The sequence below is a fragment of the Plesiomonas sp. genome, assembly GCF_051652165.1.
In the GTDB taxonomy this organism is placed as follows: Bacteria; Pseudomonadota; Gammaproteobacteria; order Enterobacterales; family CAMTGL01; genus Plesiomonas.
Window position 1 is genome coordinate 435,327 of sequence record NZ_JBOFTR010000016.1, and the last position, 25,396, is coordinate 460,722.

Consider the following 25,396-nt stretch of genomic DNA (forward strand, 5'->3'; position numbering starts at 1 on the left):
ATCATAGACGGAACAGTAATTGCATAGCGTTCACTGTTGTCTCGCTTAAGCGGTTGCGCAGCGTGGGTGACTATGTGTGTCATTGCATCTGTTATGACGCCGTGTACAGGCTATGCGCATCTCTTTGCGCTTTGCCCCATTACTATTATCGGCGGCCTTTATTGTCGCCATTGTCAGGATTATTCAGGTATCACCGATGAGAGCTGTATCCCGCCAACGTTTGTTGTATGCGGCCAGCGTACTGGCCAGCAGTCTGTTTACAAGCAACCTTTATGCCGCTTGGTATCAGACCCATGTCAGTATTCCGACACAGGCGGGAGATGAGTCACAGTTGCGCAGATTGGCGTTGATGGATGCTACCGGCCAGTTACTCGGTTACGCTGGCGTATCAATGCAGTATCAGACCCCGTTGGTTAATTCACTGATCAGCCATGATACGCCTGTCAGTTATGCTGAAAGCAGCCCGATCCGCAGTGCGATGATTGTGAGTGCCACTACACAACAGGGCCGTTATACGCTGACGCTACGTGCCGATATCACGCCAGATCAAAAGATGTGCCGCAAGCTCAGTTACAGTAAGCCGATGTCAGTGTATCGCTTTGCGATAGATGATCTGACGCAGGCCTCTACCGGTGCGATTTTTAATTTGGATACTGATTATCCCACAGTACTTGAGCGCCAACTTCGTCAGGCATTACAAGGGTTGCAAGTGCGCAGTTATCAGAACACGCACATTCCAGCCGATTCCTCGGCCAACTGGTTAGCCGCTGTGGGTGAGCAGCAACAGGTGCAGTATTTGTTAACGGGGCAGCTTGTTGATCTGACCCCGATCCCCCAGACCGGTTTAAGCCAGTATTTTTCGGCCAGCGTTATGCAGCGTAACTTTGCGGTCAATATTCAGGTTTTTGACAGCTACAACGGTGAGCAAGTTTTCCAGCAACTATACCGCACCGAGGCACAGTGGCCCTTTGAACGCACCGCGCGCATTGATACGCGCAGTGCCAACTTTTGGCAATCTGCTTATGGGTATGCCATTCGTTTACAGACCGATCAGATAGCACAAGATTTAGATACGCAACTTGGGTGCAGCAGCACGCAGGCGCGCATCGGTGCAATCAATGGCGATCGCCTGACCATTAATATTGGCACACGCAACGGCGTACGTAAGGGCGATACGTTAAAATTGCTGCACACTACCGAGTTCATCGACCAGCAAGGTCAGGTGCAAGAGATGTTCACACCGAGCAGTGTTCGGCTCACCGTGACACAGGTTTACCCCACCCATGCAATACTTAGCAGCCGCGGATTAAGTGCTGGTTCTACCGTACAAGTGGGTGATTTAGTGACTAAATCATAGGCAAACGGTATTTAAAAGCTTAAAAAACGCGGATTAATCAGTATAATGGCGCGGTTGCCCCCGTAGCTCAGTTGGATAGAGCGTCCCCCTCCTAAGGGGAAGGCCACTGGTTCGAATCCAGTCGGGAGCACCATTAAAATCAATGAGTTACACATCAGCACATCCCCACTAAAAGCCACTTTTTAGCTTGGGGCCCAACAGCCAACACGCTATAGACCACATATAAACATTTTGCTCAAAGTTTGATGCGACTCTCTTTTCGCTCACGTATGCCTTTAGAGAAATATATTCATTGAGCGCAAATCGCCTCAACTCAAACATTGATAAACAGCTCACCCAGAAAATTCAGAGGGCTTCTGTACCTAGAAGTGACCTCCACACAAAAGACGATTGCGTTGGCCATTTCTGATTTCATGCTTTTCAACTGCCAACAAGGCGATCTGTTTACCAGCCCACAATGCCACCAGCGCAGAGAAGCACCAATGCAGGTCATCGACCGCATTAACCACAGCCATCGAGGAAAGATTCATTTTGCTTCGAGAGGCACAGATACTTCTGAATGGATGATGAAGCGCGAATACCTGAGTCCGCGCTATACCACGTCGTTAGCGGATATTTTGGTGGTGAGTTAGCCACGGCTTGTGCTCTCTGGCAAGCACCACGCTCAATGAACAAGGTTTTGAACCTGATTTGATAGAGGCTGCACTGGCTCACGTAGACGATAATCAGGTTCGCAGTGCATATAATCGAACGGATTATCTTGAACGCAGAAAGCCAATGATGTGCTGGTGGAGTGAGCATATTGAAGAGGCCGCCAAAGGCAACCTCTCTGTTACTGGGACTAAGCAGTTGAAAGTTATTGGTGGCAGCTAAAGTAGCCAAATAGGGTCATGCATACCCTCATAGTTCACTACCTTCAACCTCTCAACGAGGGCTCGCGTCGGGTAGTGAACTATTATAGCCCTATACTTTCAATGAATTACCCAATCCTTTCATCAACACATCAAACATCAGTCCAGCAAAGCCTTTCGCTACTGCATCATTGGACAACAGTTTCATTGCCATCTCGTTATGTACGTCCATGCTCTCGATAATGGCGTTGTTGATTGACTCAGGGAATTGACCAAGCATCGCCTGTTCTTTGGTGTTGCTGCGGAGTTGAGCCATCACCACGGCATTTTCTGAGATCTTGCCTGCAATGGTATTGGCATAATTGAGCATATCACTCTCAGACAAACCATCTTCGATAAACAAATCGTTCATTCTTTGGATGATCTCGTTTAACAGCTCAGTTTTAGGGTCTTTCGGTACTGCACCACTGCCTTCCTTTGCTGCTGATAGGTAAGGTTTTGGCTCTTCACCAATTTTTACACCAAGCTGTAGATCGGCTTCACGCTGCTCGTGCAAACGGTAGTGCGTCATTACCACATCGGATAAATTAATTTCATCCTCCACCACATCAAGGCGAAGCAGTGGGTAAAGATGCTTGGCGTAGATACTCAGTTTTTCTAGCTCATAATCATCAAAATTGACAATCTGGGACGCAAACTCGTAGAAGCGATAGAACGATATTAAATCTTTCTTGAACACTTCCAGAATATCGCGTGCTTCTTTGGCATGTTTGACACTGTTTTCCGCAAACTTGATTTTCTTATCGTTCTTTTCAATTTTTGCCTTCGACACCTCCGCCTGTGCAGATTGCAGCACCAGAGTAGCTTCTTTATAACGCACGGAGAAACGATCAACGGCAGGTTTGCACACGTTGGCTAATTTGGCTTGGTTTGCTTGCTTGTTGTTATACGCCTCAACAAACGCTTCAACCTCTCGCCACTGGTAAATCCCGACTTTATCAAGCTTTTTCATTAGCTCATAGACAATGTTAGGATCAGACACGCCAGCCAGTTCAGCGGTTTGGAAGTAAACCTTAAACTCAGCCAAGATCTCTTCTGGGTTATTCACAAAATCGAGCACAAAGGTTTTATCTTTACCTTTGTAGGTACGATTTAGCCGTGAAAGGGTCTGAATACACTCAACGCCTTTTAATGGCTTATCGACATACATAGCCACCAGCTTGGGTTGGTCAAAGCCCGTCTGGAACTTATTTGCCACCAGCATCACCTGATAATCTGCGGTATCAAAGGCTTTACGCATATCACGACCACGAAGGTTCGGGTTCATGTTATTTTCGGTGAAAGGGTAATCGGGTAAATCAGGATCATTCACTTCGCCTGAAAAGGCCACCATCGCATTGACGTGGGTGTAACCTTTTTCCTGAACGTATTTTTCAAAAGCGAGTTTGTATCGCACTGCTTCTAAACGGCTACTGGTGACAACCATCGCTTTAGCTTCACCGCCCAGCAGATGTTTCACTTTCTCGTTAAAGTGCTCAATGATGGTTTCTACTTTTTGAGCAATGTTATACGGGTGCAAGCGTACCCATTTCGCCATTTTCGAAGCGGCTTTTTTACTGTCCACCTCATGATCAAAATCTGGGTTGTTGTGCGCTAATTGGTAAGCCACTCGGTAACTGGTGTAGTTTTGCAGTACATCCAGAATAAACCCCTCTTCAATTGCTTGGCGCATTGAATAAACGTGGAAAGGCTGAGGCTTGTTGGTATCGCTCGCAGGTTCATCTTGGTTTGGTCGGCGACCAAACAGCTCTAATGTTTTCGCCTTTGGCGTAGCGGTAAAAGCAAAATAACTGAGTTTGTTTGAGCCTTTACGAGCCTCCAGTGATAAACGCAGCATATCTTCGCTGTCTAGCTCTTCATCACCGTCTAATTGCTCTGCCATCAGCACTTCACGCAGTTTGCGAGCGGTTGTCCCTGTTTGGCTAGAGTGAGCTTCATCTGCTATCACAGCATAGCTTCGACCTGCAAGGGTGGAATCTTTGCGGATCGCCTCTAAAACGTGTGGAAAGGTTTGAATGGTCACGATAATGATTGAGGTGCTTGCTTTTAGCTCTCCCGCCAGTTGGCTGGATTTAGAGCGCCCTCCACCTGAAGAGAGGGCCTCTTCTCGGTTAACACGAGCAATCATTCCTTCGTTATGATCAAACTGATAAATCGTATCTTGCAACTGACTATCAAGCACCGTTCTATCAGTAATCACGATGACTGAATCAAAAACCTTATCACCCGCCTTCTTCTTGAGTTCAGGGTGTTCAGTATAGTAATGCTTTGAGGCTAATTGGTGAGACAGCCACGCAATTGAGTTTGATTTGCCAGAGCCTGCACTGTGCTGAATAAGGTATTTACGCCCTGTACCTTCGCTATCCACCGTTTTAAGCAGCTTAGAGACAACCGCCCACTGGTGATAACGAGGGAAAATCATCGTTTCTTTTTGCGTGATTGAACCGTCTAGGTGTTCAACGTCTTTCACCTCAAGGTGAATGTAACGGCCAAGGATCAGTAGCAGGTTATCTTTTTGGAAAATCTCGTTCCATAGATACGATGTGGCATAGGAGTTTTCAGCCGAAGAGAAAGCATCTTCAGGAATATCGTTACCCTTACCGCCTTCACTTGTGCCTTGGTCAAACGGTAGGAAAAAGGTTTTCTTGCCATCTAAGCGAGTGGTCATCGCTACGTTGTATTGACTCACGGCAAAGTGAACCAGTGCACCACGCTTAAAGGTTAATAACGGCTCTGGCTTACGAGTTTTTGGATCTTTCGGCTGCCTGTCCTTCATATATTGGACTTTGGCGTTATCAATTGACTGCTTAAACTCAGATTTAAGCTCACAGGTAGCAACAGGGATGCCGTTGACAAACAGGGTTAAATCTAAGCGCCCATCATAGCCGTTCGGTGAGTAAACCAGCTCAGGAACGACTCGCAGAATGTTTTGCTCATAACGGGCGGTTGCCGCTTCGTTTAAATCGTGATCGGGCTTGAAGCTGCAAAGGTCAAACTTCGCACCACGATTACTGAGCTTGTTTCGCAGCACCCACAGCGTACCTTCATTTTTTAGCTCTTGCTCTAATGACTTGAGTAGAGCATCAGCCGTTGCGCTTGGGTTACGCTCTGTTGCAGGAAAATGCTGCGCTAACTTATCCCACTGCTCAGGCTGTGTTGCTTGTACAAACGCAATTACATCTTCAGGGTAAAGTGCCAATGCTTTGTTGTATTTGTTCGACTCGCCTAGCAACCAACCTGAGATAAGCATTTGGTCAAGGATGTCGTTTTGGAATTGCTGCTCTCTAACTGATTTATCGGGAGTCATAAGCCTATTTCTTTTGTTCTAGTTTTTTAAGCGCCACGGCCAAATCATGATCGACGTAGGTTGGGTTTGCATCGACCACGCGCCTAAATTTATCGTACTCTTGTTTGGCTTTCTGTTTTGCTTGCTCGGCAGAGATTTTTCCAGCATGGGTTAAGATATTAAAATCACTCAGTTTTAGAAAATCATCCAGCTTTGTCGCCCAATCTATCATTTTCATCCGTTTACCTTGTCTTGCTTGAAGTTCTGCAAACTCAAGGTAGGAGTTAACTAAGCGATTTAACGTATCTAACTCTTGCTCAGAGAGATAATTTTTTGCGGTAACGACTTCTTTGCGGGTTGGTTCTTTCCCTTTGTAGCTGGTCAAGCCCATATGCGGCTTATCACCATCCACGCGGTTAAAGACCAACTCAGCGGCGGTATGGCCGTGTGCTGCCCAATGCATTTTGTTCTGCACTTGAGCGAAAAACTGCATACTGGTTTGGGCACTGCCATCATAATCAGTGCTCGTGGCATAAATATCACACACTTTACGCCAAAAGATTTTTTCTGATGACCGAATATCACGGATGCGGTTGAGTAGCTCATCGAAATATTGGCTGTTTTCAGGATTTTTTAAGCGATCATCATCCATTACAAAGCCTTTGGTTAAGTACTCTTGTAATGTCCGAGTTGCCCATTGACGAAATTGTGTCCCTTGCTTAGAACGAACTCGATAACCAACAGCTAAAATTGCTTCAAGATTGTAATACTCTAGATTACGCTCAACCTCACGAGTACCTTCGGTCTGAACCGTTGCATAATTTGCAACGGTTGAATTTTGAGCTAACTCGCCATCGGCATAGATGTTTTTGAGGTGCTTGGAGATCACCGACTTATCACGGCCAAATAAACTCGCTAATTGAGTTAAGGTTAGCCATAAGGTATCGGCTTCAAATAAACACTCGACCCTCGTTGTGCCATCATCACTCTGATAGAGAATAAATTGTCCTTGTGGTGGAGTCAGTTCGTTACTCATCCTTGAACTCCTTGAAGTTCCCAATCCCGCACATCAATTTTGCCTGTTACGGCTGCTGAGATAAGGGCTGTTTTGCGCTCTTGTATCAATTTTATTGCATCACTAGCTTTGGTGGTTAATCTATTAAATACACTTAGAACATCGTTAAGTTGATTAATGATGACTTCTTGTTCTCTTGCTGGTGGTAGCACAATTCTCATTTCATTAATAAACTCTGCACTTGCTCTCGGCATTTTTGCACCATAGGTTGAGCTATCTACTATTTCGATAAATCCACCTGATATCATTGAATAGAAAAGATATTGAGATAAAGTACCTACTTTAGGGCGGTAAGCTAATAAATCTCCGAAAGCAACTGATGATTCATTACACAAAAATACTTTTGATAAATAGGGGCGCAACTTGCCAAATAGCACATCGCCATCCTCTGTTGTTACACCATCTTCCGCATAACTTGAATTAGTCTCGATATATCGCCCAGTACCACTTTCGATATTTTCTAGAGCTATAACTTTTCTAACATTATTATCTGCAACTTTGGATGATAATAACTCAGCACTAAATTTTAGACGCTTTACCTCCCAATGCTCAGGCACTTCACCTAACCACTCCACACCTGAATCTTTCATTGGTGCATCAGGGTTAAGCCCTTTGGTCACTGCGTGAGAAATCACCGCTTGACGTTTTTCTTTTAATAGCTCAATCAGCTTTTCTTGTTTGGCGATCAAGGTGTCGATCTTGGCGGTTTCGTGATCGAGGAAGTCGGCGATTTTTTGTTGTTCTTCATATGAAGGGACTGTAAAAGAAACTGACTTAAAAACATCAGTAGCTACAAGGTTTTGCATAGCACCACCTTGGGTATTATCTTTTATTTGTTTTTGAACATCTTCACTTCTAAAGATATGCTTAAAAAATGCTTTGTTTACAGCATCTTCATTAATTCTCATTATCAATAGAGCTTGATTTATAATTCCTTTTTCATATGGTTCTGTAACTTCCACGATCCTGCCTATAGTCCCAGAGCAGCTCATTAGTAAGTCGCCATTAGTCACGGTAAACCGACTCAACTCACGATAAGTATCTTCTGATATATATGAATCACCAAGTCCTACACTGTCTTGTATGCAGTTTTTTTGCTCATAAACCTTTATACCAGCAGTTGTAAAAAATTCTTTTTTTAATGCGCTACCAAAAGGACCTCTTACAAGGTCATTAAGAAAGAATTTTAATTTCTTACAATCCCAATGAATAGGTATCTCTTTTAACCACTCAACACCAGAATCTTTATATTCTTGATATGCTTTATAACGCCCAGCCATCACGAATGCACCTCTTGCAGCAACTGCATAATTTCAGCCGAAACTGCATCTAAATCAGTATCAATTTCTGCTAATGCTCTTGGTGGTTCATACACATAGAAATGGCGGTTGAATGGAATTTCATAGCCGACAATACCCACTTCACCATCTTTAGGGTCGGTCTTACTTAAATCAATCCATGCATTGGGCACATGCGGCAGCACTTCACGAGCAAAGTAATCGGCAACGCTTTCAGTTAGTGGCACGTTCTCAAAATCACGCAAATCTGGGTTGGCTTCAATTTGGCCTTTTGTTTTACATACTTCAGCTTCATCATCGTGCTCGCCTAAGTGTTTCACGATAAGTTTTAGTTGAACTGCACTGAGTTTAACGGCTTTGGCTGCGCTTTCTTGCTGCCCTTGTGCGCTTTCTCGCTCTAGTTTGGCTTTGAGTTGCTTGAGGAACTTATCACGCGATAAGTATTTCTCTTGCTCGAAGGAAGCGAGCGCATTCAGAATGGCTTGTTGGGTAGTGTCATCCATTTTCTCCCAAGCGTTATCCGCTTGCAGAGCTTCTAGGCGTAGTTCGTCTTTCGGGTAAATCGCTAATTGCAGCGGGCGCTCAACGGTAATACGGCGATAGCCAAACTCTTTGTAGTCAAAAATTTTACTAAAGTCGTTTTCAACAAATTGACCGTAGGTTTGCACGATTTTATCAATCGCCTCAGGTGTCAATTCTTTGCGTTTACTGCCGAGTGATTTACGCATGGCCTGATAAAAAACATTTTCATCATCGCCTTCTACTTCACCACCACCACTGCGACCACGACCGCCTGTTTTAGCTCGTTCCTTGGACGCATTGATAAGTTGAACCTTGCCTTTGCGATGAGCAGGCTTATGGCTAGATAGCACCCAAACATAAGTGGCAATGCCTGTGTTGTAGAACATATCGGTTGGCAGCGCCACAATCGCTTCTAGCAGGTCATTTTCCAGAATGTAGCGTCTAATTTCGCTTTCACCGCTACCCGCACCACCCGTAAAGAGTGGCGAGCCATTCAAGATAATACCGATACGTGAACCGCCCTCACTGACAGGGCGCATTTTGCTGATCAGGTGTAGTAAAAACAGCAATGAACCGTCAGACACGCGTGGTAAACCAGCACCAAATCGACCTTCAAAGCCTTTTTGCGTGTGCTCATCATTGATTTGTTTTTGGATCTTTTTCCAATCCACACCAAACGGTGGGTTTGACAGCATATAGTCAAACTTGTCGGTGCGTAGTTGGTCATTCGATAGGGTATTACCCAATTTGATGTTATCGACCTTCTGCCCCTTAATCAGCATATCCGCTTTACAGATAGCGTAGGACTCAGGGTTTAGCTCTTGGCCAAAAGCAGACAAAGAGGCGTTTTCATTAAGCTTATGAACATACTCCATACCCGATGATAAGAAGCCACCTGTACCCGCGGTAGGGTCATAAATCGAGCGCACTAAACCTGAACTGGTTAGCTCTTCTTCATTGGTGAAAAGCAGTGAGGTAGTCAGTTCAACAATGTCTCTTGGGGTAAAGTGTTCCCCTGCGGTTTCATTAGAGCCTTCGGCAAAGCGTCTGATCAACTCTTCAAACACCAAACCCATACCGTAGTTGCTGATGGTATTTGGGTGAAGGTCGGTGGTCGCAAAGCGTTTTGCCACTTTGTAAAGCAGATCCGCCTCTTCGAGTTTGTCGATTGTATTGAAAAAATCGAAGTGCTCGAAAATCTCACGCGCGTTGGGGCTAAACGACTGAATATAGCTCTCTAGGTTACTTGCGACACCCGTTTCACCAAGGCGGTTTAAATCCATTTTAGAGGTATTGTAAAAACTTAACTGCGCTGCATGGGTGAGCAGTTTGTCTTGCGCCTCAATCGGCATTGCTTTTACAGCTTCGTATTTTGCCAAAACGTCTGGCTTGGTAGCGGCAAGCACACACTCTAAGCGTCTTAGTAGTGTGAAAGGGAGAATAATACGTCCGTATTGAGATTGCTTGAAATCGCCACGCAGAAGGTCAGCGACGGACCATAAAAATGCGGCTACAGAAGAGAAATTGTTGTTAGTCATATAAATCAGCACTTGCTACGAAAAATTGTGCTGATTATACAGGAAGGTTATGGGCTAGATCTGCGATTAGCTTAGTAAGTCTGAGCCACATATTTGGTCAAAGTACTAAATCGAATGACACTTTTAGGAATGTTCCAAAGTATTCGTATCAAATAATAGTGAGTCAGAAAAGAGTTAACTTTTTCTGTTGCTCTCACTTATTCAACAAAGTCGTCTGTTTCATATCAACCCAACCCTTTGCATTAATAATCTAGCAACATCACAATAATTGCATAACCCCTTCCCAATCAACTCACATACCCATAGCGAGGCCTGCGAGATCATCGACAGGCTTATTCTGCCCCACCTTAAAGCAACAAATTTTTTTCTTTCACGCCTCCATTTCAATATAAGAAATTCACTCAAGCTAATACGGCTTTCTCTAGATTGGGAATAAATTCCAACTGCATTACCCAAATTCAAACCAATATTCTTTCTCCATCTTCAACATAAAAGGGCTGAATATCATGAGAATTTTTAATAAAAACAAACCAATTTCACCGCAACACCTAGACGGTATTGTCCGTGGTTTGAATTATGTTGCTAACTGCGCCAGTGATATGAGCCTGTCTCATTATCAAAATCTGATCACACAATATTTCGACTACAACCAAGAAGAAGATATTTTCACTCCAAAAGTCGTCAAGCTGATGCTGGATAAAGAGCATGAGATCAATATGCCTCTTATTGCTGTTACTGATGCCAAGGGCTTATATCTCGATGAGCTAGAAGTGGACTTTTCGGTTCGAGTAACAGGCATCGATAGCACAAATCTTAGTGAAGGCTTGCAGCGTAATTGCCCTCAACTTCTTGTAGATATTGCCCCAAGGCAGCGAGAGCAATCTGGACGAGACAAAGATGTTATTGATTTTAAAGTTAAATTTAAAGCAAGCGATGCTCCAGAGTGTGTCATGAAAGTAATCGACAAATATAACGCCCAAATCTCACCGACCCTAATCGGTAATAACGCTCCAAACATGCCGTCACCAGAAATCTCATCTGAAACGGCTTCACCCAAGGCATAACGCCTAAATATCAAAAAAGGAAATCAGTATGGCTTTAGAAAGCATGCAAAACCAATTTTCAGGCCTTCCAATGGAAAGTTTGATCGGCACTCCCCTAAAGGCTGCCTGCGATGCACAGGTAATGTTGGCACAATCAACTGTCAATTTTATTCGTGATGTCGGTTTTGAAGGAAATAAGACGCGAACCGCAGATTTCTCTTATTCTCGTCATATTGTCACTGGTAAGGATGGTTTGGGCAACGATATTATAGGTAAAGAAGATGTAGGTCTGGAAGTTCCAGTCCTAGCCATCGTCAATATTCCGAGCCTGATGGTAGATGACGTCGATATCACCTTTGATATGGAAGTCAAATCTGCAGAGTCCTCCAAAGAAACTCAAGATACAAAAGGGGATTTTTCAGCGAAAGCAAAACTGGGCTGGGGGCCATTTAGCATCACTGCAAGTGTTTCTGGTAGTGTTGCTACCCATAAAGAAAATACTCGTTCAAGTGACAACTCTGCAAAATATCATGTTCGTGTTCATGCTTCCCAGGCAGGTACACCTGAAGGTTTGTCTCGAGTGCTGGATATTATTCAGGATTCTGTTGCACCGAAATCCGTCAACGGCCCAAATCAAGCATTATTGGAAAAGCCTGGCATCAAGCAAGCTTCAGCAACTGTGGTTGAGGCTCGAAATGCTCTTGAAATGGCAAGTTCTGCGCTCAAACTTGCCAATATGAAGCTAGAGCAGGCTAAACTCAGCAATCCTAGCTCTACTGCGAGTGGTGCTACTTCAGCGCCAAATCAGGCTGTTACTAATGCAGAGCAGGAAGTTGCTACGAAGAAAATAGAGGTTGTTACCAAAGAGATTGCACTTCAAGAAGCATTAAATAAGCTTCAGGAAGAAGTGAACAAGCCATAAGGAGTTAAGTCATGGTAAAACGCAGCGGTACCAATGATACACTGGATCTAGCAGATGTTCGCCACATAGAACGTATCGTTGTCGGGCGTTACAATCCGAACAACCCAGACGATGAGGATTTTATGCAGCGACAAATCAACAAACTGAATCAGTGTCTCAATGCCAGTCCCAAAGGGACACTGATAGGGAAAGATACTGGATTCACTATCATTAAGTTTGGTGAAAATACCGTTGTGTCCCAACAAGTGGCGTATCATATCGGCTTCAAAAGAAAGCCTATGAGTTTGTCATAATAAGGCTTAAAACCATCATGTAATCCCCACTATATCTTGGTGGGGATTTTTCTATGTAGCATCACTATTACAAGTTTTTGTTGCGGTAAAAATAGCGTAAAAACACCAATCATGTATTCAATCTGATAATAATTAGATAAACCACATCTTCTTATTAAAGATATTGTGATAGCTAAAGTGGATATGAAATGTCCAATTTGTAAGCAAACAGCGTTGGTAAAAAAGCATAAACAGGGAAATACCAGATATTATCGTTATTAGGTATATTGCCGAAGCTTTCAATTCGAGTATAGCTCGTCTATTGAACACTAGCATCAATACCGTTATTCGCACGTTAAAAAACTCTCACCAAAAAATGTAACCTTTCTTCCATTGAAGAATCGGTAAATTTAGCTTATTTGTGAAGTCAATAAAATGTGGTCATTTGTTAGCGATAAAAAGTAGCATGCTATTTATGGTACGTATAGAATCCGCGTCTCAAATGTATTATTGCTCATACGGTTAGCCATAGAAGTAGGAAAAAGCGTCACAAGTTATTGAAGTTGTTGTCAGGTTTTAATGCGGCTTTCTCGTATATGGAAAATTTCAGTACTCATGACATATTATCGAATGAAAAATACATTATAGATAAGCTTTACACTCAACGTATTGAGTGTAAAAACCTGAGTCTTCACAACAGCTAAACCGTAAGACTCAGGGGTACACAAAATCGGCAGAAATGCATGACAAGATCATAGATACATTTATTGAGCATGAGTATTCTGTCTAACATTAATAACTAGATTAAATACACCATTGTATGCTATGCAATCATTTCTACTTTATATTACCAATATGTCGGGTACATTTATCGAGAGTGAGCATTATGTCTAATGTTACCCACCATATTAAATACACCACTAAAACGCCATTATATATTATGCGATCACTTTCCTTTTATATTACCAATATGTCGAATGCTCAAGTTATACTTAATCGCCAGTTCAGATCTAGAAGCACCACATTCACTTGCTTCTTTTATTTCCCAATTACGTATCTGCCTATCAAAATGTTCACGTTTAGGTATTTCCAACGTAATGCCGCCAAAATTTGAACATAGTATATCCAAACTCTCTTTTTTTACTGTTTTTTTTAATGCCGTTCTTTCCGGATTTTTTGCGATATATTTAACTTGACCACCAAACTGGCAAATAAAATCATAAGCCTCACTTAAACCTAAAAGCTCAATCAGCTCCTGCAGCAGCCTTGGCATTTTAGTAGTATCGATTTCATTAAGTGTTGACGTTATTTTATTGTTTAACTTATTCATTCCCTTGTCCTTATTTTCCTAGTTACAAGGCAATGAAAACAGATCTTAAAATTATAACTATAAGGAAAAAGATCCTCAGAAAATTAGATGTTCAAAAATCAAACGTATATTTGTTACCTATATGTGTGTAGTGGCATAGTTAATTTGGCCTACTAATAAGAAATGTCATGAATAAAAGTAAACGTTTACGATATATTACTGTGATTAAGCTCGAAACCGCTCAATCAATCATTGATCAAGCTTATACACAATAAGTTGCAGATAAAGCCATAAACATCGGTAAATCGACAGCCAATAAGTGGATAACACAACTTTAGGTTAAGCACCAAGAGCTTACTCCTAAAGCCTCACCAATGACACCTGAGCAGATTGAAATCAAAGCACTCAAACGTAAAATTGAATGCATAAATATCGAGAAAGAAATCCTAAAAAAGACTGCGACCCTATTGATGTTGGACTCGCTAAACAATTCTCGATAACTGAAAAACTCAATCAGAGTAGCAAATACCCTATTTCAGTATTATTCCACGTATTCAACGTGAACCAGAGTAGCACCAATAGAGCGATTTTTCAGGCGTTTAAAAATGGAGTGAACTCTGGCACAAGGCTATAAGAGTTTTAACGAAATCAAATAAGATATGACCGATTTATCATTGGTTATTACTATAAAGTGAGGCTATATTATTACAATGCAAAATTAATCTCAAATGAATCAAAGTGAAGATTTTAGTTAAATTCTAAAACCATAGACAGTTTTAGTTAATCACTACACAGATAAAAGCGGCTTACGCCGCTTTATCTTAGAAAATACGATTGATTAAGCAACACAATTAGCAAGTAGGTTTCTAAACGTAATATTGACTGCTTTCAACCCACCATTACCATCATCGATGAATTTGATCCCATTTGGAATCTCATCTTCTTTCACCTCGCCAGACAGATAGGTAAACGCTTCTCCTTTAAACAATAGATTGTTAATATCATGAGATATAACAAATACTAACTCTCCTTCCTGCTTATCAGCTGGCACTTCAGATTTTAATTTTTCATATATAGTATACACTGCATCCACAACGTCACTAACCTGGCCAAGCATGTAACCTTTAATTTTTTCAGCAGCATGTTTAACGATATTCTCAGCAATACCGCGAGAACCGATGTAAAACCCACTGCCATTCTCCTTCGTTGTGACCAAATAACCGAAACCCATATACAGACTCAAATTGAATGATCGCCCCCGCGGAGCATAAATATCATCCTCATACCATGAAAACAGAGAAAAGTGTTCTTTTGGTATTTGGATTGCACATTCTGGATTCTTTTTTAAGTTTTCCAGAATACGTAGAATTTCTTCCTGATTACCTCGAATTAAAATCGCAGATATATCTTGCTTCCACACTAAAGGAGAACAAGAGGAAGGCTCCACAATACTGTTCGGATTAAAAACCACATTACCATCGATTACACAGGGTCTTACTTTAACCACATTAATACTCATACTAGTCCCTTTTATTTTTAGCTGAAAAGATTGGACTTACTGAATCAACTCGAAAAATCCATTTACCAATAAGTCACGTATATTATCTCGTCAGAGAGAACAATGATTAATAAGGTAAAGTATCCCAGCGTTTAGTTAGGTAATCCTGTAATGATGTTATGGATGCCTCTTCCTAAGGTAGTCAGTGCCATGCTTTTACTAACTGCATTAATCTGAGAGCAACATCACATGGATACGATTAGAATTGTTGGTATTAATATTGCCAAATCTGCTTTTTAAGTGTAATTGCGAGGTTTGTAGTTGCGATGGTAATTGTCATTATGCAACTGCCAGTACTCATCCATTGGTTGTTGAACCAGTTTGCACTTGGCTGTTTTGTGGGTTAGCTGACAACGCGCAATGTACTCATCAACAGTTACCCCATGCGTTTCGTTTAGTCGCTGAAAAAGATAAGCTTTTTCTGCATTTTGTCTCACATACATCAAAGGCAAAAAAACAGGGCTGATAATCAGCTCTGCCCCATATTTTCTGACTGCGATGACAACATCATTGAATTATCGTTATCTTGCAGACAAGCAAGGTGGTGTACTCGCAAGCCTAAATCACTTAATCCGTTTTCCTTGTGCGTCTACCACCGGCTCTCCATCCTCCTTGTTAAACACGCCTTGCTGAGGGTTTGGTAGAATATCCAATACCACTTCTGACGGTCGACATAACCGAGTTCCTCGTGAAGTAACCACAATAGGACGGTTTATCAGAATAGGGTAAGCCAGCATGGCATCAATGAGCTCATCATCACTGAATTTATCTTCAGCTAACCCAAGTGCTTCAAAAGGTGGCACATTCTTACGCAGTAGATCGCGTACAGGTATCGCCATATCAGCAATTAAAGCGACCAATGTCGCTCGGCTCGGCGGTGTATCCAGATAGTAAATAACCGTTGGCTCTACACCTGAGTTACGGATCAGTTCCAACGTATTACGCGAAGTGCCGCACGCAGGGTTGTGGTAAATGGTGATCTGGGTATCATTCATAATCAAGCCTCTTTTTTACTGTAGCTGCGCTTCATGCGCAGAGCCACATTAACCAAACCAATCAACACAGGCACCTCAACCAGTGGGCCAATGACCCCCACGAAAGCTTGATCCGAACTTAAACCAAATACTGCGATAGAGACAGCAATCGCCAGTTCGAAGTTGTTACCTGTGGCAGTAAACGCAATTGACGCGTTCTTATCATAGGGAATACCGAGTTTTTTACCGACCAAAAAACTGGTGAAAAACATCAGCACAAAATAGAGCACCAGCGGTACTGCAACGCGCAGTACATCTAAGGGGAGCTCGACGATCATTTCCCCTTTTAGGCTAAACATCAGCACGATAGTCGCTAATAAAGCGATCAACGTGATAGGAGAGATAGCCGGAATAAAACGTTCAGTATACCACTGCTCCCCCTTGAACTTGACAAGGTAGTGACGACTCAAAAAACCGGCCAAGAAAGGGATACCCAAATAGATCAGTACACTTTGGGCAATATCGAGCATCGTAATATCAACCGCAAAGCCCTGTAAACCAAACAGTGGCGGTAGCACTGTAATAAACAACCAAGCCATAAAACTGTAGGTGAGGATCTGGAACGCGCTGTTCAGTGCCACTAGGCCAGCACCATACTCTTTGCTTCCACCACCTAAATCATTCCATACCAGTACCATCGCGATGCAGCGAGCTAAACCAATCAGAATTAGCCCCACCATGTAACCTGGCTGATCATGCAAAAACACCCATGCAATCACGAACATCAGAATGGGGCCAACCAGCCAGTTCATTACCACAGAGAGGGTGATCGCCTGACGGTCACGGGTCATCGTGCCCATTGTAGAGTAATTCACCTTCGCCAGAGGTGGGTACATCATCAAGATAAGGCCGATCGCTAACGGGATATTCGTTGTACCTACCGACATCGCCTCATTCCACTGAGCCATCTGCGGAAATAAGTAACCTATTCCGACCCCAAGGGCCATAGCAACAAATATCCAGAGAGTAAGGTTGCGGTCAAGAAAGTTCATTTTTTTGCTGATGTGTTTATCGCAGCACGTGGATGCACTCATCACTAAACTCCATGAGTATTTGATAAAACAGATAACTTAAAGCGCAGTACACCAATAGAACATTAATAAGTGCTCATCACAGCTCACTGTTGTGTATTAATACAACACTCCTCACAAAAAAATTCGATAATATCCTCAAGCACCTCATACTGAGAAACGCACATAAGCGTACGACTCTCTCGATTCTGCCTAACCAACCCAACTGACACTAATGCAGCAATATGATGGCTCAATGTTGATAATTCAACTACCTAAGAAAAGGGTTTGAGCCTGTTCTGAACCCCAAGACCCCTGCTAATTTTTCACTGATACATTCAATATCTCGGCATAATATGACGTAATACTCATTCTTTTTATTTATCCATTTATCCATCAAGCAGATATAAATAAATTGCTGCATAAAAAGATGGGGTGGTCTTTAACCTACTGTGTAATACCGAAGTGCCGCGACAGAGCGGCGGTGCGTTTCCCTACACTACAGCCTGATATGGAATAGACTTACATATCATATTTTTAGCCCTATAACGAAGGGGGAAATTGAGGTGAATGTTTCGCAGCACAACACGCCGTATCATCTTGATGACAGCCTGCACGCCTTAATTCATCACTTAAAGCAAAAACGGTGCTTTGTTGCTACAATGGCTTGCGCGGAGTGAGTTTAAGACATGTCAGTAAAATACATTGGCTGGCAAAATCAAGCTCATGCCGAGAAGCAAAACCCGTACACAATGCCATTTCAGTAACTCTGCTCAGGCAGGGTTCACCACCACAGGATACTTTCCTTGAGTAATTCAAATACCCAGCCTACACACGCGTTTTCGACTCTTAAGCTGAAATCCGCACTGCTTGATAACCTTTCCTCTATGGGCTACCACACGATGACACCCATTCAGGCCCAGAGTTTACCCGCCATTTTGGCCGGTGAGGATGTGATTGGTCAGGGCAAGACCGGCTCGGGTAAAACAGCGGCCTTCGGCCTTGGGTTACTCAACAAGTTAGATGTAAAACGTTTTCGGATTCAAACCTTAGTGCTATGCCCCACGAGGGAGCTTGCCGATCAGGTGGCACAGGAGATCCGCACCCTCGCTCGTGGCATCCACAACGTAAAAGTCCTCACACTTTGCGGTGGTGTACCAATGGGGCCACAGGTAGGCTCGCTTGAGCACGGCGCGCATATTATCGTGGGAACACCTGGGCGGATTGTAGATCATCTGGATCGTAACCATCTAGATTTGAGCAACCTAAATATGTTGGTGCTCGATGAAGCTGACTGCATGCTGGAGATGGGTTTTCAGCCGCAGTTGGAAGCGATTATTGCCAACGTCCCTCGCGAACGCCAGACCCTACTGTTCAGCGCAACGTTCCCTGAGAAAATTCAGTCCATTGCTCGGCAGGTGATGCATAACCCTGTGATGGTGAAGGTTGCGGTCACTCAAGAAAAGAGCACCATCACCCAGCACTTCTTCCATCTGGAAGATGACAGCGCGCGGATGCAGGCACTGCGTTTATTGCTGCTCGAACATAAGCCAGAAAGCGCCGTTGTGTTCTGTAATACCAAGCGCGAAACCCAAAAAGTGGCTGATGAACTGACCGCCTCTGGTTTTAGCGTGCTGGCGCTGCATGGCGATTTGGAACAGCGTGATCGAGACGAAACCTTGCTGCAATTTGCCAACAAGAGCGCCTGTGTGTTGGTCGCTACTGATGTAGCCGCCCGTGGGCTGGATATTGATGCCCTCGATGCCGTGTTTAACTACCATATGGCCCACGATACCGAAGTGCATATTCACCGTATTGGTCGTACTGGCCGCGCGGGTAGCAAGGGTGCGGCTTTTACCTTCTTTAGCCACGAAGATGGCTACAAGATGGCGCTGCTAGAAGATTATTTAGAGCACGAAATTCATAGCGAACCGCTGCCATCAGCCAGTCTGTTGGGTCAAGCGCCTTCAGCGCCTGCGATGATCACCTTGCATATTGATGGCGGTAAAAAAGATAAATTGCGCCCCGGCGATATCCTCGGTGCGTTAACCGGCCAAAACGGTATCGAAGGTGCAGCGGTGGGCAAAATTTTAGTCACCGATTACCGCGCTTATGTGGCGGTTAGCCGCAGTGTGGCAAAAAAGGCCCTTGGAAAAATCACGGGCGACCGCATTAAAGGTAAGTCATACCGCGCTTGGCTGATGAAGTAAGTTACTGCTTACTATCTTTTGCTTATTGCACTGTTCTCGGTGTCTGAACAAGTACCGAGGACAATTTATTGCTGCACCAACTGGAATAACCCGAATCTCAGGGTGAGTAGTGGGTGATTAGATTGCCTAAAGCATTACGTTAATCGTACTACACTACATTTGGCTAAATTAAGCTAAACATGAAGACAGCTTAGCTGTTCCCAAGTGCCCTACTTTCCCCTAAGTATAGAATTGTGCTAAACCGTTAGCTCTGAGCTTGTTTTTCACAACATTACAAATATCAGCATACAGCACATCACAATAATTCATTGTCAATACGAAGTTCTGCAAGCCACACAATTCCAAATAAAATTTGCTCTCAATCTCGCTTTTAAAATGTAAATGTGTAGAATGCACGCCCTGCATTACGTTAAAACACAGATTAAATGACGTATTTATCACCAGCTACGTCAAATTATAACGCAACCAATTTGGTGTGTGGCTAGATAGGAGCAACTAAAATGAACCATTTTGACTCTGACTACTGCTACTCATTTCCTGCAGTACGTGGGATACAAGCTGGCCGCCCTTTCTATATCGCGACTTGTCCAATGCGCATCATTCCCAAAATATTCAATTTTGATGAAAGTGAAGTTCCTCCTGAATTACGCGCTCAACGCACATTGAACAAATCTCGGATACCAGAAATGGTGCGATACCTGCTAGAAAATCCTAAGGATTACGTTTTCTCCGCATTGACTGCGTCAATTGCTGTTAACGTCGAATTTGCCGAACATCCCGGATCCAACAATCTGGGTACCTTACGGGTCCCCATGGATGCACAGATCCTTATCAATGATGGACAGCACCGCCGTAAGGCTATCGAGGAAGCATTGGTAGAGCGACCGGAATTGGGCCAAGACAACATCCCTGTATTATTCTTTGTCGATGAAGGGCTAACTCGCAGCCAGCAGATGTTTGCAGATCTTAACAAGTATGCAGTCAAACCGAGTCCTTCTCTGTCTACACTTTACGATCACCGAGATCAGGGCTCAGAGCTAGCTCGGTATCTAGCCACCAATATGGAACCATTTGTTGGCCTGACAGAAATGGAAAAATCGAGCATTTCCCAACTATCCAGCAAACTGTTTACCTTGAGCAGCATAAAGCAGGCAACTCGAGCACTATTAGGCAAAGGGCCTAAAGAGGGTTGCACAGATGAAGAAGCTCAATTGGCCGCTATCTATTGGAAAACAGTCTACGACCACATGCCTGATTGGCAGATGGCCAGCCGTAAGGAAGTATCTCCAGCTCAACTCAGACAAGAATATGTCCATTCTCACGGTGTAGGTCTGCATGCTTTAGGCATGCTTGGCCGATACCTAATTAGTGAAAATCCGGACACTTGGCAAACAGACCTTTGCAAGATTAAAACTATTGATTGGCGTAAAACCAATCCAGAATGGGTTCGCAGAACCATGTCTCATGGCAAGCTAAGCAAATCAACGACTGCACTCCAGCTTACCTGTAACGGACTTAAAACTTTATTAAACCTCTCCCTCACACCTGAGGAAAAGGTACTTGAAACTCAGGTTATCTCCCAATGAACCCCTTGATTCAGGCCCATGATCTGGCCGATTACGAAGATTTCATCAATACCGAGCTCTTTGTCGGCCGTCTGCTGGCAGAGCACGTGGCTGAAGTACAACGCATCTATTGCGCAGACAAACGTCCTTGGGTCATAGGTTATAGCGGAGGAAAAGACTCTTCTGCTGTGCTGACACTGGTCTATCTCGCACTACTGGGTTTACCGCCTGAAATGCGCCACAAAGATGTCTTCGTCGTTTCATCAGACACATTAGTCGAGACACCTGTTGTTGTCGATTTGATCATTCGCACCATGGAGCAAATCGAAAAAGGCGCCAAGCGTGATGCGTTACCAATTACAGCTCACCCGGTTGTCCCCAAAACACATGAAACATTTTGGGTAAATCTGCTAGGTAAAGGCTATCCAGCCCCAACACGTAGCTTCCGCTGGTGCACTGAGCGGATGAAAATCAACCCTGTAAGTGATTTTATAAAAGACAAAGTAAGTCAATTTGAAGAAGTGATTGTTGTGCTCGGTTCTCGCAGCAGTGAGAGCGCTTCCCGTGCTCAAGTGATTGCCAAGCATAAGATTGATGGCACCCGTCTTGCCCGTCATACCACACTAGCCAATGCTTTCATCTACACCCCTATCGATACTTGGGATGTAGAAGATGTCTGGAAACTGCTGCGTGGCGCCTTCAAATATGCGCCAGATGATGTGGAAGAATGGGAGAATCCCTGGGGAGGCAATAACCGCGCGCTTTGGACCCTCTATATGGATTCATCCGGTCAAGGTGAATGCCCTTTAGTGATTGATGACAGCACTCCTTCTTGTGGTAACTCACGCTTTGGTTGCTGGACCTGTACAGTAGTAACCAAAGACCGAGCTATGGAGAGCCTGATCCAAAATGGGGAAGATTGGATGTTGCCTCTGCTCAAGTTCCGCAATCAGTTAGCACTGACGACAGAGCCTGCGCAAAAAGATACCTATCGCAACTACAAGCGCCGTACAGGAAAAGTGAGCTATCAATACGCTAAAGAGGGGGAAGCACTCAGCGACGAACGCAAACACGTACCCGGCCCTTATTGGCTAAAATACCGCAAGGAGTGGCTTAAAGAGCTGCTTAAGATGGAGCGTGATCTCAATTTACATGGTCATACCATCACTCTAATCACAAAACCAGAGCTGCATGCAATTCGCCAAGAGTGGTTAACCGACCCTAACGAGCCGGATTGGAATGACTCGCTGCCAGCTATATATCGTAAGGTTTATGGCGAAGATCTCGACTGGCTAATCGATGATCAGTCACGCTTTAACGCCAGCGACGCAGACCTGCTAGCAAAGCTCAGCCAAGGCTATGATGTCGAGCCCGAAATGGTGATGAAGCTAATAGAGCTGGAAGTATCGCTTGAAGGTCTAAGTCGCCGCCAAGGAGTCTTTGCCAAAATAGGAACCATCCTGAAACAGGATTGGGGCAGTCTCGACGCTATAGAGCAGAAGCAAGCACAGCTACAAAAACGTAATGAACGCGATCTCTATCAAGAAGAAGTAGAACAAATAGAACGCTCGCTGGTTGAATTACAAAAGCAATTGGCACAAGCCGACGATATGGCAGCGCTGTTTAGTGAGGCAGTAAGAAATGATCATTAAGAAGTTGGTCTTACATAACTTTCGTGTATTTCGTAGCCACCACGAAATAGAACTGACTCCACAAAAACGCGAACATGAGCGACACGACAGGCCTATTGTACTTTTCGGTGGGCTAAACGGAGCTGGTAAAACCTCTATTTTGTCTGCGATCCGTTTGGCTCTCTACGGTCGTCTGGCTTTTGATAACTTAATCCATAATCAGGACTATATCGACCAGCTGACAGCGTTGATCCATAACGGAGTTAGTGTCTCCCAGCAACCCAAAGATGCCTCTATCGAACTGGTGTTTACCTATAACCAGGCAGGTATTGAATCTGAGTTTACCGTTATTCGCAGTTGGAGCCGCAACAAAAAAGACCGGCTTAAACTGTTACAAAATGGGGCGTCGCTGGACGAACTCAACTATGAGCAATGTCAGGGCTTTCTCAATGAATTAATCCCACACGGTATTGCTGACCTCTTCTTTTTTGATGGCGAAAAAATCGCCTCATTAGCAGAAGATGAATCAGGTAAGATTCTGCAAACCGCGGTACGCCGCCTGCTCGGCCTTGATCTGATAGCCAAACTCCGCACCGACCTTGGCATCTATTTAAAGCAGCAAGGAGCCAAAGAGCTGGGCACCCAACAACAGCTCAAATTGGCCGAGCTGGAGCAGAATAAAAAACAGTTTGCCAAACAGGCAGAACATTATCGATTTGAAGCTGACTTGGTGATGGCAAGGATTGGCCTGATTACCCAGGATATTCAGAAATATGAAGCCATGCTGGCAGCACAAGGTGGTGCATTTGCGCGGACAAAAAATCAGGAGCAGCAGAAAGTTGCTGAACTGGTAAAAGAAAAAGAACAGCTTGAAAAGAGTCTGCGCCATGAATGTGATGGCTCCCTCCCCTTTGCGCTGGCCCCCAATACCATGGCCAAACTGCAACAACAACTAACCAAAGAAATCGAGATAAAACGAGCCCGCAACTTTTCTCAAGAGCTTAATCTTTTTCTCGAACAGCTCAAAACCAATATCGGCTTTAAAGGCAAAGAGACGCTGGCCATCACAACCCAAGCGTTCGAAGAGCAGCTTGACAGCTTTATGGCCAACAAGCCGCAAGGTGACGTCCTCTTTGATATCTCTGAGCGCGAGACTCACGTTATCATCGCAGCAATCAGTGCGGATTGCCAACGGGCTTGGCGCAAATTTGATGCACAGCGTCGTGAATTGGCTGAGGTTGAGCATCAACTGGAGCAAGCGGCCAGCAATATTGAGCGGGCGCCTGATGACGAACAGCTGATGGATATATTCCAAACTCTACGAGACATGGACAGTAAGCGGCAAGAAGAGCGCCACAAATACAAGACGCTACTGGAGCAAGCCAAACAAGCTGTAATGAATCAACTTGATTGCGCCCGTCAAACCCAAAAACTGCACGATAAAGCCAGAGAGCAATATGGTGCCGTGAGTGCCGTGCAATATGCCAATGAAACTATCAGCCTGCTAGATGAATACAGCGATATATTAACCCAAGCGCGAGTGAAAACACTGGAGCAACATTTTGAACTGGCCTATCGAAAATTGGCTAGGAAGGAAGACTTGCAAATCAAAGCAAGGATCAATCCCTACACCTTTGATGTTGAGCTAGTAGATGAAACAGGTATTGTAATTAATAGAAAATCACTTTCTGCTGGCGAGAAACAAATTTATGCAATTGCAATTCTAGATGCATTAGCAAAAACATCTGGACGGCAACTACCAGTCATTATTGATACCCCACTGGGGCGTCTTGATTCACACCATCGTGACAAATTAATCCATCATTACTTCCCATATGCAAGCCACCAAGTAATATTACTCTCCACCGACACAGAGGTAGATGAGCATTATTTCGCTTCGGCGCTGGCAGATGATATATCACACTCTTATCAAATTGAATTTAACGCTTCAACCAGGTCATCAACCCTTACCAAGGGTTATTTTTCTTGGAAAGGTGAGTATATTAAGGCCTCGGAGAAACACTAATGTTACCAAACCGAATGCAATTAAATAAGCAAACCGAGGAGCAACTTAAGAGGCTCAAGGCCTATACAGGGATTACTCCCAACATAGCAGCTCGCCTCGCCTTTTTCCGCTCAATTGAATCAGGATTTCGTTATCATCCAGAAAATAAAAAACTTGATGGTAGCTTAGTATTAGACAAAATAACTTGGTTAGGTGACACGCTAACGGTTACAGAACTCGTATTGAAGATGATTTATCCAGATCTCGAACATAAAGAGTGGATAAAAGCATGGGCATCTCATGTCGAAGATGGTATTTCATCATTGAGAAACCATCGCAGCCTGCTTTTACTCGCCAATCACTTGTAAAATAAATAAATTTATTTTTTCTGACAGTTACCTTACCTTGGTAACTGTCAGTTCTAGTTTCAGAAAATAACGTTAATATCAGAAATAATTCAGGATGGCTATTTTAAATAACAAATAGAACCAATCTAACCTTATACCACCTATTACCTCGTCATTTCTTATAGTACAAACAAGAAACCGCACATAAAGGTGCAGCATAATTTAAAACATGCCGTTTATATGTAGCTTCAACATGCGTCAGAATATTATCACCATAACGTTCAGTAACCCGTGGGACTCCCCGATTATGTAGTTCTTTACCTAATCTGCCGAGATTCTTAAAGCCAACCATATACATCTCTATTTCATCCGTATGATGTTTGGTTGTTTCATACCACTCACGCAAAGTGATAACTTCCTCGTCTAATTTTTTATTTTCAATATGCTTCTTATAAGAGACAACATCGTTATAACAACTATTACTTGCATCATCATTCAGCATA

The 25,396-nt window shown here is 43.6% G+C and carries 19 protein-coding genes, 1 tRNA gene and 4 pseudogenes; 14 read left to right on the forward strand and 10 right to left on the reverse strand.

The window, feature by feature from the left end; all coding sequences use genetic code 11:
- Positions 1 to 112 precede the first annotated feature (112 nt).
- From ACRC53_RS11620 to ACRC53_RS11635, 4 genes and pseudogenes are all read left to right on the forward strand, one after another.
- Positions 113 to 1,357: a flagella assembly protein FlgT middle domain-containing protein gene (locus tag ACRC53_RS11620; RefSeq protein ID WP_438643563.1), complete on the forward strand. Its 1,245-nt coding sequence runs from the start codon at positions 113 to 115 to the stop codon at positions 1,355 to 1,357.
- A gap of 56 nt (positions 1,358 to 1,413) precedes the next feature.
- Positions 1,414 to 1,490, forward strand: a tRNA-Arg gene (locus ACRC53_RS11625).
- Positions 1,491 to 1,839: 349 nt separating this feature from the next.
- Entirely contained in the window at positions 1,840 to 1,989 is a 150-nt protein-coding gene (locus tag ACRC53_RS11630; RefSeq protein WP_438643650.1) for a DUF4113 domain-containing protein, read from the forward strand.
- A pseudogene (locus ACRC53_RS11635) lies at positions 1,985 to 2,230 on the forward strand (integrase); the annotation flags it as partial. The gene ACRC53_RS11630 and the pseudogene ACRC53_RS11635, both read left to right, overlap by 5 nt.
- Before the next feature lie 90 nt (positions 2,231 to 2,320).
- On the opposite strand, the gene ACRC53_RS11640 reads toward ACRC53_RS11635, so the two are convergent.
- Genes ACRC53_RS11640 through ACRC53_RS11655 form a run of 4 tightly spaced genes read right to left on the reverse strand, consistent with a single transcriptional unit; the run spans position 2,321 to position 9,987 of the window.
- Entirely contained in the window at positions 2,321 to 5,575 is a 3,255-nt protein-coding gene (locus tag ACRC53_RS11640) for a type I restriction endonuclease subunit R (protein WP_438643564.1), read from the reverse strand.
- A gap of 4 nt (positions 5,576 to 5,579) precedes the next feature.
- Entirely contained in the window at positions 5,580 to 6,590 is a 1,011-nt protein-coding gene (locus ACRC53_RS11645; protein ID WP_438643565.1) for a virulence RhuM family protein, read from the reverse strand.
- Positions 6,587 to 7,909, reverse strand: a complete 1,323-nt coding sequence (locus tag ACRC53_RS11650; protein ID WP_438643651.1) for a restriction endonuclease subunit S — start codon at positions 7,907 to 7,909, stop codon at positions 6,587 to 6,589. Before ACRC53_RS11650 ends, ACRC53_RS11645 begins: the two co-directional genes overlap by 4 nt.
- A complete protein-coding gene (locus ACRC53_RS11655) occupies positions 7,909 to 9,987 on the reverse strand; it encodes a type I restriction-modification system subunit M (RefSeq protein WP_438643566.1) in 2,079 nt (692 codons plus the stop codon). The genes ACRC53_RS11650 and ACRC53_RS11655 overlap by 1 nt, the downstream gene beginning before the upstream one ends.
- Before the next feature lie 506 nt (positions 9,988 to 10,493).
- Between ACRC53_RS11655 and ACRC53_RS11660 the strand changes: the two genes are divergently transcribed.
- The 4 genes and pseudogenes from ACRC53_RS11660 (at position 10,494) to ACRC53_RS11675 (ending at position 13,014) form a co-directional block, all read left to right on the forward strand.
- Complete coding sequence (locus tag ACRC53_RS11660) at positions 10,494 to 11,051, forward strand: DUF2589 domain-containing protein (RefSeq protein ID WP_438643567.1); 558 nt, start codon at positions 10,494 to 10,496, stop codon at positions 11,049 to 11,051.
- Between the two features lie 28 nt (positions 11,052 to 11,079).
- The gene (locus ACRC53_RS11665) at positions 11,080 to 11,952 is read left to right on the forward strand and encodes a DUF2589 domain-containing protein (protein WP_438643568.1); all 873 of its coding nucleotides are present in this window, start codon (positions 11,080 to 11,082) and stop codon (positions 11,950 to 11,952) included.
- 11 nt (positions 11,953 to 11,963) lie between these two features.
- Entirely contained in the window at positions 11,964 to 12,245 is a 282-nt protein-coding gene (locus ACRC53_RS11670; RefSeq protein ID WP_438643569.1) for a hypothetical protein, read from the forward strand.
- Positions 12,246 to 12,413: 168 nt separating this feature from the next.
- Positions 12,414 to 13,014 (forward strand): annotated as a pseudogene (locus ACRC53_RS11675) (IS1 family transposase).
- Between the two features lie 156 nt (positions 13,015 to 13,170).
- On the opposite strand, the gene ACRC53_RS11680 reads toward ACRC53_RS11675, so the two are convergent.
- Positions 13,171 to 13,554, reverse strand: coding sequence for a Mor transcription activator family protein (locus ACRC53_RS11680; RefSeq protein WP_438643570.1), 384 nt, complete (start codon positions 13,552 to 13,554; stop codon positions 13,171 to 13,173).
- 167 nt (positions 13,555 to 13,721) lie between these two features.
- Here ACRC53_RS11680 and ACRC53_RS11685 point away from each other — a divergent pair.
- Positions 13,722 to 14,107, forward strand: a pseudogene (locus tag ACRC53_RS11685) (transposase); the annotation flags it as partial.
- A 264-nt stretch (positions 14,108 to 14,371) separates the two neighbouring features.
- Here the strand turns inward: ACRC53_RS11685 and ACRC53_RS11690 are convergent.
- The 4 genes and pseudogenes from ACRC53_RS11690 to ACRC53_RS11705 form a co-directional block, all read right to left on the reverse strand.
- Positions 14,372 to 15,052: a hypothetical protein gene (locus ACRC53_RS11690; protein WP_438643571.1), complete on the reverse strand. Its 681-nt coding sequence runs from the start codon at positions 15,050 to 15,052 to the stop codon at positions 14,372 to 14,374.
- A gap of 602 nt (positions 15,053 to 15,654) precedes the next feature.
- Positions 15,655 to 16,086, reverse strand: a complete 432-nt coding sequence (gene arsC, locus ACRC53_RS11695; protein WP_438643572.1) for a glutaredoxin-dependent arsenate reductase — start codon at positions 16,084 to 16,086, stop codon at positions 15,655 to 15,657.
- A 2-nt stretch (positions 16,087 to 16,088) separates the two neighbouring features.
- Positions 16,089 to 17,159 (reverse strand): ACR3 family arsenite efflux transporter, encoded by a 1,071-nt coding sequence (arsB, locus tag ACRC53_RS11700; RefSeq protein ID WP_438643573.1) that lies wholly within the window; start codon positions 17,157 to 17,159, stop codon positions 16,089 to 16,091.
- A gap of 83 nt (positions 17,160 to 17,242) precedes the next feature.
- Positions 17,243 to 17,398, reverse strand: a pseudogene (locus tag ACRC53_RS11705) (transcriptional regulator); the annotation flags it as partial.
- Positions 17,399 to 17,941: 543 nt separating this feature from the next.
- On the opposite strand from ACRC53_RS11705, the gene dbpA reads away from it, so the two are divergent.
- The 5 genes from dbpA to dndE all read left to right on the forward strand — a co-directional run bounded on the left by dbpA (position 17,942) and on the right by dndE (position 24,914).
- Positions 17,942 to 19,345, forward strand: coding sequence for an ATP-dependent RNA helicase DbpA (dbpA, locus tag ACRC53_RS11710; RefSeq protein ID WP_438643574.1), 1,404 nt, complete (start codon positions 17,942 to 17,944; stop codon positions 19,343 to 19,345).
- 500 nt (positions 19,346 to 19,845) lie between these two features.
- Positions 19,846 to 20,931: a DNA sulfur modification protein DndB gene (gene dndB, locus ACRC53_RS11715; RefSeq protein ID WP_438643575.1), complete on the forward strand. Its 1,086-nt coding sequence runs from the start codon at positions 19,846 to 19,848 to the stop codon at positions 20,929 to 20,931.
- Positions 20,928 to 22,562 (forward strand): DNA phosphorothioation system sulfurtransferase DndC, encoded by a 1,635-nt coding sequence (gene dndC, locus ACRC53_RS11720; protein ID WP_438643576.1) that lies wholly within the window; start codon positions 20,928 to 20,930, stop codon positions 22,560 to 22,562. The genes dndB and dndC overlap by 4 nt, the downstream gene beginning before the upstream one ends.
- The gene (gene dndD / locus ACRC53_RS11725; RefSeq protein WP_438643577.1) at positions 22,552 to 24,567 is read left to right on the forward strand and encodes a DNA sulfur modification protein DndD; all 2,016 of its coding nucleotides are present in this window, start codon (positions 22,552 to 22,554) and stop codon (positions 24,565 to 24,567) included. The genes dndC and dndD overlap by 11 nt, the downstream gene beginning before the upstream one ends.
- A complete protein-coding gene (gene dndE / locus ACRC53_RS11730; RefSeq protein WP_438643578.1) occupies positions 24,567 to 24,914 on the forward strand; it encodes a DNA sulfur modification protein DndE in 348 nt (115 codons plus the stop codon). The genes dndD and dndE overlap by 1 nt, the downstream gene beginning before the upstream one ends.
- A 151-nt stretch (positions 24,915 to 25,065) precedes the next feature.
- Here dndE and ACRC53_RS11735 read toward each other — a convergent pair whose 3' ends face one another.
- The gene (locus ACRC53_RS11735) at positions 25,066 to 25,395 is read right to left on the reverse strand and encodes a hypothetical protein (protein WP_438643579.1); all 330 of its coding nucleotides are present in this window, start codon (positions 25,393 to 25,395) and stop codon (positions 25,066 to 25,068) included.
- Position 25,396: the final 1 nt, after the last annotated feature.